At 62.5% G+C, this 10,729-nt stretch carries 7 protein-coding genes; 4 read left to right on the top strand and 3 right to left on the bottom strand.

Annotated elements, in window-relative coordinates; genetic code table 11:
- On the top strand, positions 1-846 hold the full coding sequence (locus CK228_RS27380; RefSeq protein ID WP_095789825.1) for a hypothetical protein: 846 nt from the start codon (positions 1-3) through the stop codon (positions 844-846).
- A gap of 55 nt (positions 847-901) precedes the next feature.
- On the opposite strand, the gene CK228_RS27375 is transcribed toward CK228_RS27380, so the two are convergent.
- From CK228_RS27375 to tssI, 3 genes are read right to left on the bottom strand one after another with little or no spacing between them, the layout of a single operon-like run.
- Positions 902-1,243, bottom strand: a complete 342-nt coding sequence (locus tag CK228_RS27375) for a hypothetical protein (RefSeq protein WP_095789824.1) — start codon at positions 1,241-1,243, stop codon at positions 902-904.
- On the bottom strand, positions 1,243-1,668 hold the full coding sequence (locus CK228_RS27370) for a DUF6484 domain-containing protein (protein ID WP_095789823.1): 426 nt from the start codon (positions 1,666-1,668) through the stop codon (positions 1,243-1,245). The genes CK228_RS27375 and CK228_RS27370 overlap by 1 nt, the downstream gene beginning before the upstream one ends.
- 10 nt (positions 1,669-1,678) lie before the next feature.
- Positions 1,679-4,006, bottom strand: coding sequence for a type VI secretion system tip protein VgrG (gene tssI, locus CK228_RS27365; protein WP_095789822.1), 2,328 nt, complete (start codon positions 4,004-4,006; stop codon positions 1,679-1,681).
- 247 nt (positions 4,007-4,253) lie between these two features.
- Between tssI and tagH the strand changes: the two genes are divergently transcribed.
- The 3 genes from tagH (at position 4,254) to tssM (ending at position 10,641) form a co-directional block, all read left to right on the top strand.
- On the top strand, positions 4,254-5,333 hold the full coding sequence (tagH, locus tag CK228_RS27360) for a type VI secretion system-associated FHA domain protein TagH (RefSeq protein ID WP_095789821.1): 1,080 nt from the start codon (positions 4,254-4,256) through the stop codon (positions 5,331-5,333).
- A gap of 263 nt (positions 5,334-5,596) precedes the next feature.
- Positions 5,597-7,111 carry a type VI secretion system protein TssL, long form gene (gene tssL, locus CK228_RS27355; RefSeq protein ID WP_095789820.1) on the top strand — a complete coding sequence of 505 codons (1,515 nt, stop codon included), beginning with the start codon at positions 5,597-5,599 and terminating at the stop codon, positions 7,109-7,111.
- The gene (gene tssM, locus CK228_RS27350; RefSeq protein ID WP_179296066.1) at positions 7,111-10,641 is read left to right on the top strand and encodes a type VI secretion system membrane subunit TssM; all 3,531 of its coding nucleotides are present in this window, start codon (positions 7,111-7,113) and stop codon (positions 10,639-10,641) included. Before tssL ends, tssM begins: the two co-directional genes overlap by 1 nt.
- Positions 10,642-10,729: the final 88 nt, after the last annotated feature.

Raw genomic sequence — 10,729 nt, 5'->3', positions numbered from 1 at the left:
ATGAGCGACTATTCGGTAAGCTGTGACGGCGTCGCGACCGACGAGAACGGCGTTATCTTCAGCATCGTCGTGTATACCGATGGCGAAGGATTCAATTCATACGTCGCGCGCGAATCCGATGTTGCCGGTCGTGCGGCTCCCAACGTCAGGACCGATCTGCTCGATGTCCGAGTGTGGCTGACCTCGATCTGGCGATCGGAAACCGGTTGTCTTTACGTCACCGACGCAGACGGCAAAGTCCGGCGATATGACGGGACTGCCTGGACCGTCTTACCGGTATCAGGACGGGCTCTGACCCGTGTGTGGGGACTGTCCGATACTGACGTCTATGCCGCGGGTGACGAGGGCGTTGTTTATCATTGGGATGGAGCGGTGTGGACTGCCTTCAGCCCGCCGCTCGGCGGCACGATCTTCTCGATCCGCGGGACGTCGCAGAAAAATCTCTATGCCTGCGGGGCAAACGGACTGTTCTGGCACTATGACGGAGCCTGGACGCAAGTCCAATTGCCGACCAACCAGCGCCTGCTCGGTCTTCTGACATTGGGGGCCAGCGACACGCTGGTGTGCGGGACAAAGGGCGTGCTTTTCCGGGGAGACGGCGTGGCCTGGAATGATGTCTCCCAGCCCGGCCACAATTTCCATGGGCTGGCATTCTATCGCGGAACGATCTACATAGGCGCCGGCGGCGAAGGCGTGTTCAGCTTCGATGGCGTTGCGGTGAGGAACATCAAGAACACGATCCAGGCCTACGCGCTGGTCTCCAACCAGACCTATCTCGCAACCGCGGGGGACACTGTGGCTGCGCGTTTCGACAGCCAAAACTGGTTCGGGTCTCGCTACAACTGAGCGTCGCCTGCATCAATCCTTCCGACCATATTCGAAGGCTTCGTCCAATGGCTGCTCAGCGCCTTTTGGACTGAACCGCAAGACTGCTCCTGACTTTGTCCAAATCCAATTCCGTTATTCTTGGCGGCTTGGCGACCGATAGCATCTTGATGACGAAAAGTTCTCCCGGATCGGGGTATTCGTCATAGAGTTCCTGAGCGATCTGCCGCCCGACGTCGCCGGCGACGCGCAACCCGTCCAAATGTGCTTCCAGACGCTCGACAAGGCGCGCCATGCGCTCCTCGTCCATATCCTTGTTTTCGCCGGGATGAAGCAGGTTGTAGTCGTAGACCGTCCACAGGAATGCCGCCATTTCGGCATGCTGGCGCACGATTTCGCGCAGGATCGGCGCCGGCATCAGTTCAAATTCACCGAACCGCCGCGAATGCGGTTGGCGGCGCTGGCGTGGCTGGTCAGGTAGGTGCCTCTAATGGTGATGCGGCCATCCTTTTCCATGATGATGCTTGCCTTGCCGCAGCGCAGTTCGACGCGCTCGTCACCGACGATCCGTACCCGTTCGCCGTCACGGAAGACTTGCGGCGCAGAGACCTTGCGCTGCGGTTCGACGATGCGCCCGACGATGAGCGGTCGGCTCGGGTCGCCATCCTGAAACAGCAATGCCACCTCGGCGCCTATCATATCGGAGGTGAGTTCGGCGAGGCTGCGCGCCGGCATCGCGGTCTCATTTGGATTTCCGGGAAAGACGACCAGCGGCGCATCCTGCCCGAAACCGAGAAAGACGCCGATTACTACACCTTCGATGCGCTCTTTGGTTCTGGCCATCGAAACACCCTCAATTGTGCTCAATCTCGGTCCCCTTGACGGAGACATTGCTCGAAGCCTTGATGTTGATCTTGCCCGACCCGACCACCGATATGTCCTTGCCTTCGATCGAGATGGTGCCATCGCTTTTCATCGAGATCGCGGCGGAGCCGCATTTGATGGCGATGGAATCGCCGGCCTCGATTACCAGCGTTTTGCCGACCTTGATTTCGCTACCTTCCTTGACATCGACAAGGCTGCCCTTGGCGATGTTGAGCGAACGCGAACCGTTGACGTTGGTCACATCGTCCTCGGCGACCTTGGAGGTGCGCCCCTTGCCGACCTCCGTAATGTGCGCTCCAGTCACATTGAAGGTCTGGTCCCCGCCGACCTTCACCGTCTGGTCCGACGTGACGCTCCAGTCGTCCTTGGCCCCAATGTCATGGCTCTGCCCCAGCGTCACGCTGACGGAGCGGGTCGCGCCGATGCTGTTGGTCTGAACGCCGGCAACGCTGCGGGTCTCGGCGGCGCCGACGGTGTCGAAACGCGCAGCCTTGACGGTGACGGTTTGGACTACGCCGACGGTCTGCGTGTGATTGGCGTCGATGTTTTCCGTCGAATTGGCTACGACGTGGATCGTCTCGTTCGCCATTACCGTCAACGACCGGTTCGCGCCCACCGTCTCGGTATCGTTCGACCCGATGTTCGTCGTCTGGTCGACGCCGATCTTGACGGTCTTGTTGTTGCCGACGTCCTCGTCGAGGTTATGGCCGACTGAGTGCTTGGCGTCATGGTCGATGCGGTCGGACTGGTCGTGCTGTACCGTCTTGTTGCGGTCGTGCTTGATCAGCAGATGATGGTCCTTCTGTGCCTGGAAATTGACCAGTTCGGAACCGGCCTTGTCCTCGAACATCAGCTCGTTGTAACCGCCGCCGCCTTTCGAGGAATTGGACTTCCAGCCCGATTGCGTGGCGTTGCCCGGCAGCGCGTAAGGCGGCATCTCGGAGGCATTGTAGACGCGGCCGGTGATGATCGGCAGGTCCGGATCGCCCTCGATGAAATCGACGATGACCTCCTGGCCGATGCGCGGGATCTGGATGAAGCCCCAGCCGCTGCCGGCCCAGGTCTGGGACACGCGCACGAAGCAGGATGAGTTCTGGTCCTTCTTGCCGAGGCGGTCCCAGTGGAATTGCACCTTCACCCGCGCGTATTTGTCGGTGAATATCTCCTCGCCCGAAGGGCCGACCACCGTTGCCGTCTGCGGACCGCGCATGATCGGTCTGGGTGTGATGCGCGGCGGCCGATAGGGCAATTTCGTCGGCGCTACGCCCAGCACCACCTTGAAATTCTCGATGTGGGCTTCGTTCTGGGTCCGGTAGCCCGGATCGAACAGGCGGTATTCGGCGCTCACAACCAGATATTCCGTGTTCTGGTCGTCGCGCGGAAAGCTTTCGAGCGTGAACTTGCAGCCGGAAAATAGGCCACGCACCGTACCGACGGCGGTGTTGCGATGATGCACTGCCTGAAGTTCCTCGCGGCGGATTCCGGCGATCGTGTCGCCGCGCCCGACATCGAGATGCGCTCCGGGCTGGCGGTAGTTTTCGCCCGAAGCCTCCTTGTGGCTGAAGGGCTGGGCGGACTTCGCCATCAGATCGGCGCCGGGCTTCTCGAAGTCATAGTCCGTATGGGCGTAGGCGCCTGGCCGCACCGCACTGCCCGGGATCCATTCGGTGATGTATTCGACGTCGCGTCGCGAGCCATAGCCCTCGAAATTATAAAGCACCTTCTCGTAGCCTGGAGCCGGCTTCAGCTTGCTCATCGCATCGCACAGCACGAGCGTGTGCTTGTCCTCATCATGCTCGAAGAAATAGAAAATGCCTTCGTGCTCGAACAACCGCTGCACGAAATCGAGATCACTCTCGTCATACTGGACACAGTATTCACGTGATGGATACGAGCCCTGCAGGCGCTTCTCGAATTTTGCGATGCCGTACTTCGAAAAGATCTTTTCGACGATCTCCACAGCGGTCATGTTCTGGAAAATGCGGCAATCGGTGGTGTTGCCGAGGAACCAGAGCCACGGCCTGACGGTGGCCTCGTAATAGGCCAGCCGATCCTCTATGCGCGTAAGCTTGAAATCCGACACCAGGCCACTGAACCAACGCTTTGGGTCGGATTCCCCTTCGACCGAAACGACGCCGCCCAGCATCTTCAGCGGATCGACGTCCCGGCTCTTGCTGACGAACCCGACTGTATAGGCAAAACTTCGGCTGATCTCGTCACGACCGACGAGATGGGTGAACGTCAGCACATCGGCGCCAACCGGCGTGTGTGCAACCGTGGCACGTTCGTTCGGCATGGGGCCTGCCCCTCCTCGACGCGACCGCCAGTGTGATGGACTGAAGCCCCCGCTCCGTAAACTGCATCACGCACGGGAGGTTTTCGAATTCACCGCATCAGACCGAAGCAAGCCTAGCATATGTTTGATGGAGGCCAAACAGAAGCAATGTCTAAACCGTGGCGTGCATTCATGTGAGGCGCACCTCTCCCACTGCGCTGGCAAGATGCTAGAATGCCTGGGATTTCAGGTTTGCCAGTGGCGTCGAATGTTCATTTCGCTCCAGATCAGCAATGTTGACAGACTGCCGCCAGGCATAGCGACCAGCTATGCCGCCCGCGACCGCAGCTTCGAAATCGGGCGCGAAAATTGCGACTGGACACTTACCGACCCCGACAAGTTCATCTCGGGCCGGCATTGCGAAGTCCACTATCAGGCGGGCTCGTTCTGGCTTCATGACGTCTCGCGCAACGGCACTTTCGTCAACGGCTCCAGCCAGCGCCTGAATGCGCCGCATCGGCTGACCCAAGGCGACCGGCTGCTGATCGGCCGTTATGTCGTCGCCGTTTCGGTCGACGAAGAGCGCGTCGCCACCGGGCATCCGCAAGCCAGGACCGGTTCAACGCAACGCGAGTTGCCGCCCACGACGGGAAGGCCGCTGGAACCTGGCAGCGCGCCATTCCACAATCCAGCGGGGCAGCGCCCGGCCGAGGCGGCGCCGGTGCCGACGTCTTCGGCGCTGCAGTCCACCCCCGCTGTTCCGGCCAAGCAGTCGGCGGAAGCGGACGGGATACTGCGCGATATCGCCAAGGCGGCCGGCTTGTCGCCGGAGCTGTTGCAGTCGCGCAACCCGCATGACGTCGCTGCCGAGATCGGTGCGGTGCTGAGAACCACGGTCGAGCAACTGTCCTTGCTGCTCAAGGCGCGGGCGGCCGCCAAGGTGCTCGCCAAAAGCGCGCACCGCACCATGATCGGCGCCGAGGACAACAACCCGCTGAAATTCGTGCCGGGCACCGACGACATACTCGAGATCATGTTTGCCAAGCGCCGGGCCGGCTATCTCGATGCCAGGCACAGCATCGAGGATGCGTTCCGCGACCTGAAGACCCACGAAATCGCAACCTACGCCGCCATGCAGGCCGCGCTCTCGAGGCTGCTCGACGACCTGTCGCCGGAGGCGATCGCCAAAAGAATCCCGCCTGCGTCCTTTTCGTCCAGGAAAAGCCAGGCCTGGGACGCGCTCGTCGCAACGTGGCGGACGATGGAGGACAAGCACGAAAACGGCATGCTGGATGTCTTCCTCGCCTATTTCGCCGAAGCCTACACCAAGGCTGGCAAGCAGAAATAGCCGCGCTCGGCAAATGTCGTCGGCAACGCTCTTACGGGCTGTGTGAGGGGCCCCCTGGAAGAAGCCGCTGCCTTGATCATCCTGCTTTCCGATTTCAATCGGCTTGCGGTGCGACTAGGATAGCGCATGGGTGCTTGCCTGGCTGGCAAAGCGGCGTGGCTTGGGGCGTGTGCAGGAATGTCATGTTTCGGCAAGATCAGTCTTTCCATCCGGCTCGCTGTTGATACCCAGCCTGGTACGCGCACCTCGACGGTGGCGCGCCGATGAACTCGAAGGACGATCCCTCCGAGCCACCGGACAAAACCGTCATCCGCGCGCCACGGCCAAGGCAAAAGCCGCGCGTGGCTCCCGATAGTTCCGGTGCGCCATCACCCGCCAGGGAATCGACAGTGTTCGACCCCGGCCTCGGCCGGCAAATGCCCCCCGGCTGGTCGTCCGGAACCGTGGTTGTTCAGGAAGCCGGCCACGGGGCTGAGCCCGCGGCGGCACCGGCGTTGCGGCAGGACGCCTTGCTCGACGCCACCGCTGGCGTGAAGTATGCCGCGCCAAATCCTATCCTTGCCGCCGCAGCCCCCTTGCTCATGCTGTTCGGTCAGCTGCGACTGATACCGGTCGAACGGCAAGCCGCAGCCTTGGCGGCGCATATCGCAGACGCCATCGAGACCTTCGACCACACCATGGCCAAAGCCGGCATCGGGGAAGAAGACGCACGGATCGCGAAATTTGCGCTTTGCGAAACCGCCGACGATCTGGTCGGCAACCTGCCCTGGCCGAACAAGGAAACCTGGCTTCAGCACAGTCTGGTGGTGCAGTTCTTCCACATACGACCGACAGGAACCGGCTTCTATGAAGCGCTGAACAATATCCTCGCCAAGCCTGAAGCGCATTACGACCTGCTCGAATTGATGCATGCCTGCCTGTCGCTGGGGTTCGAAGGCCAGTATCGGGGATTGTCCGGCGAACGCAACGCACTCGAGCGCGTCCGGCGCGACGTCTACGACACGCTGCGCTATTTCAGGCCGCGCGCCGCCGAGGACATTTCGCCCCGGTGGCAAGGCATGGCGGCGGCGATGGCCAGGCCAGGGGGGCGGCTGCCTTTGTGGGCGATCGCAGCCGCTGCGGCGACGCTGGTGACGGCGGCCTTCTTTGGGCTGCGGATCCTGATCACCGATGAAGGCGATGCAACCGCCGGCGCGCTGCTGGCGCTCAATCCTTCGACCCCTCTCACCATTGAACGCGCCAGCGTGGCGGCACCCGCCGAACCGGTGCAAGCCAAACCGCCGCCACCCGCTCCCCCGGACACCACGCAGATCGACCGCATCCGCGCGGCACTCGCCCAGGAGATCGCCGCCGGCGGACTGAACGTCGGCACGAAGGGCGACTTCATTGTTGTCGAGATCAGCAACCAGCTTCTGTTCGCATCCGGCCAGGCTGAGTTGAAGGCACAGTTCCAGCCGATCGCGGCCAATATCGCCACGGCCCTAGACGCCGAAGCCGGACCGATCGAGATCGTCGGCCACACCGACAATGTGAAGCCGAAGAAGTCGAGCGCGTTCAAATCGAACTTCGATCTCTCGGTCGCCCGCGCGAAGGCCGTGCAGGCGATGATCGCCAGGCAATTGAAGGATCCATCGCGTCTGAGCGTGGACGGCAAGGGCGAAGACGAACCCATCGCCGACAACGCGACGGCGGACGGCCGCGCCAAGAACCGCCGCGTCGACGTGATGATCCCGAAACAGGAGACCTTGCAGACCGGATCGGCGGAGAACGGCAACTGATGCGCTGGCTGCTGCGGATATTCAGCGTGCTGGCCCTGGCCGGCTTCTCGGCCGCCGTCTGGTATGCCGGACCGCTGATCCGCTTCGCCGATACCCGCCCACTCGGATCCGTATGGCTCAGGGCGGTCATCGTCGGCGTGACGGTGGCCGTGCTGGCGTTGTTCTACGGCATCGGCTTCTGGCAAAGGCGCAAGGCGCAAAAGGCGCTCGAAGCGGCCATCGTGCGCAGCGACGAGCGCAACGACGATGCACAGCTGCTCGAAGCGCGCATGAGCGAGGCCATCGCGACGCTGAAGCGGACGAGCGGCAAGCGCAACTTCCTCTATGATATTCCCTGGTACATCATCATCGGCCCGCCAGGCGCCGGCAAGACGACGGCTCTGGTCAATTCCGGGCTGAAATTTCCGCTTGCGGGCTCCGGCAATGCCCAGCCGGTCGCCGGCGTCGGCGGCACGCGGTCATGCGACTGGTGGTTTACCGATGAGGCGGTGCTGATCGACACGGCCGGCCGCTACACGACGCAGGAATCGGACCGCGAGCGCGACAAGGCAAGCTGGCTTGCTTTCCTCGGATTGCTCAAGAAAAACCGCGTAAGGCAACCGATCAACGGCGTGATCCTGGCCATCAGCCTCGCCGATCTCATCGGCCTCGACGACCGGCATATCGAGGCGCATGTGACCGAGATAAGAAGCCGCCTGCGCGAATTGCACGAGACGCTGAAGATCCAGTTTCCGGTCTATCTGCTTTTCACCAAGTCCGATCTCGTTTCCGGCTTCTTGGATTATTTCGGCCAATTCGACGAAGCGCGCAGGCGCAAGGTGTGGGGCGCGACGTTCCAGACCGCCGATCGCACAAGGAACATGGCCGGCGAGGCGCCGGCCGAACTCGACCGGCTGGCGAAGCGCTTGGCGGAAGAAGTCGTCGATCGCTTGCAGGAGGAGGCCGACTCGGTGGCGCGCATCGCCATCTTCGGCTTCCCGGCGCAGTTCGGTGCCCTCGGGAACCGGATAGCGCATTTTATCGGCAGCTTGTTCGATGCCTCCCGATCGCATGTCAATGTCAGCCTGCGGGGTCTCTATTTCTCCTCTGGTACTCAGGAAGGAACACCGTTCGACCAGGTGCTGGGCACGATCGGCCGCAGCTTCGGCAGCACCTCGCAGGCGCATTTTTCCGGCACCGGCAAGAGCTTCTTCCTGCACGATCTGCTGACCAATGTGATCTTCCCGGAATCGGGCTGGGTATCCTTCGACCGGGTGGCCGAACGGCGCGCCAGGCTCGCGAGATTTGGCGGCCTCGCCGCCATTGCGCTGGCGGCCTTGGCGGCTCTCGGCGTGCTTGGCCTCAGCTTCTTCGCCAACAAGTCGCTGATCGCCTCCACCAGGCAGGCGATGGCACAGTATCGCGACAGCGCCGATCCGCTGCTCAAGAGCACGACGGTGACCGACGTCGACCTCGAAAACGTCATCGGCCCGCTCGACCAGCTGCGCAACCTGCCGGCCGGCTTCGAGAACGGCGACCAGGCAAAGCCGATCGAGGAGACGTTCGGGCTCAGCCAGCGCGAGAGGCTGCTGTCGGCCTCCAGGACCGCCTACCGACAAGCGCTCGAGCGGACATTCCGCTCCCGGCTGCTGGTACAGGCCGAGCGCACCATCCAGGCCAGGATGGCCGATCCGATCGCGCTTTACGAACCGCTGAAGATCTACCTGATGCTGGGCGGCAAGGCTCCAAAGGTCGATGACGAGTTGATCGTCTCCTGGATGAGGCAGGATTGGGAAGAGAACCGCTATCCCGGCGAGAACAACCGCGAGGGCCGGGCGCAGCTCGAAAAGCATCTGCGCGCGATGCTGGCGCTCGACGACGCCTACGATCCCGTCTTTGAGCTCAACCAGCCACTGATCGAGGCCGCGCAACGCTCGCTTGGGCGCATGAGCCTTGCCGACCGCGCTTCGGCGCTGATCAGGTCGGCGGTCTACGCCGCAAGGCTGGAGGACCTCTCCGTCGCCGCGAAAGCCGGCCCCGAGGCGCAGCTGCTGTTCGAACGCATGGATGGCAGCGATCTCACCGATCTCAACGTTCCCGGGCTTTACACGCGCGCCGGCTTCAACCGCTTCTTCCTGCCGCAGCTCTCGCGCATCGCGCAAATGCTCGTCAACGACCAGTGGGTGCTCGGCGGAGGCGGCGAACAGGGTGGCATCGACCAGGACCTGCCCAAGCTCGGTCCCGAACTGATCGACCGCTACGGCAAGGAATTCTCCTCCGCATGGAACCGCGTGCTCGACCAGCTCAAGTTCAAGGCGTTGCTCAAGGACAAGCCGCAATATCTCGCGCTTTCCGCACTCGCCGCGCCGGACTCGCCTCTTGATCAGCTGTTCATCGCGATCGCCGATGAGACCGCATTGACGAAGCAGGACACCACGGCCGAGGGCGAGAGCAGCGCGGCGCAAGAAGACCCCGCCGGCATGGCCAAAGGTCTGGCACGCATCGGCCTGCAGATCGCCGGCGGCAAGTCGCAGAGCCGAGCCGGATTGGGCTCGGCCGTCGCACAGAATGCCGGCGCGAGCGTCGAGGCACAGTTTCGACCGTTCCAGGCCCTGGTCAGCGGCGCCAGTGGACGGCGGCCGCTCGATGCCTTGACACGGAATTTCCGCGACATCTTTCAAAGCCTCAAGCTTTCGGCCGATGTCCCTTCACAGACCGAACGCGTCAATGCCAACCTGCAGTTGCAGATCTCCACGCTGCGCGCCAATGCCTCGCGTCTTCCGAAGCCGCTTGCGCGCATGGTCAACGCGGCAGCGGACGAGTTCGAAGGCAATGTCGCGGAAGCCTCGGTGGCCAACCTCAACCAGAACCTCGACCAGACGGTCACACGAGCCTGCGAGGAGGCGGTCAACGGTCGCTATCCCTTTGCCAGTGACGGCACCGGGGAGATCCCGATAGCGGATTTCGCCAAGCTTTTCGCGCCGGGCGGGCTGATGGACCGCTTCTTCGCACAGAACCTTGCGCCGCTGATCAACATGACCGGCCAGGAATGGACCTGGAGACAGGATGTCCGCTCCAGCCGCGATCTGGCGAAGTCGACCTTGAAATCATTTCAGTCGGCCGCCGAAATCCGCAGCGCCTTCTTCCCATCCGGTGGCTCGGTGCCGTCGGTTTCGATCACCATCACGCCTTTTTCGCTGAACAGCGACGCTGATAACGCGGTTCTCGACATTGACGGACAGACCGTCCAGAGCAGTCAGGCCGGGAGCGCGCCAAGCACCGTGACCTGGCCAACCAGCACGGCCTCTGGTTCCGCCAGCCTTAGCCTGATGCCGGAAATGCCGGGCCGCGACTCCGCTCTCAAATTCGAAGGACCGTGGGCCTTCAAGCGTCTGTTGGACAAGGCGACCATCACCGCCAATGGCGCCAACACCGAAGCCCGCTTCGTGATCGGCGGACGAGACGTCGCTTACACGATGCAGGCCGGACCGGGGGCCAATCCATTCCTGCTGCCGGCCCTGTCCGGCTTCAGCTGTCCAAAGGCGTTCTGACATGGCTGTGTTCCAGCGCGCCGCCGGCCGCAGCCCTCATTTCGGTACTCTAACGTATGCGCTTGTGGCAAAGTGGCCTGGGCACGCC

The organism is Mesorhizobium sp. WSM4312 (assembly GCF_002294875.1).
Classification (GTDB): Bacteria; Pseudomonadota; Alphaproteobacteria; order Rhizobiales; family Rhizobiaceae; genus Mesorhizobium.
This window is presented reverse-complemented; position numbering and strand designations above follow the sequence as displayed.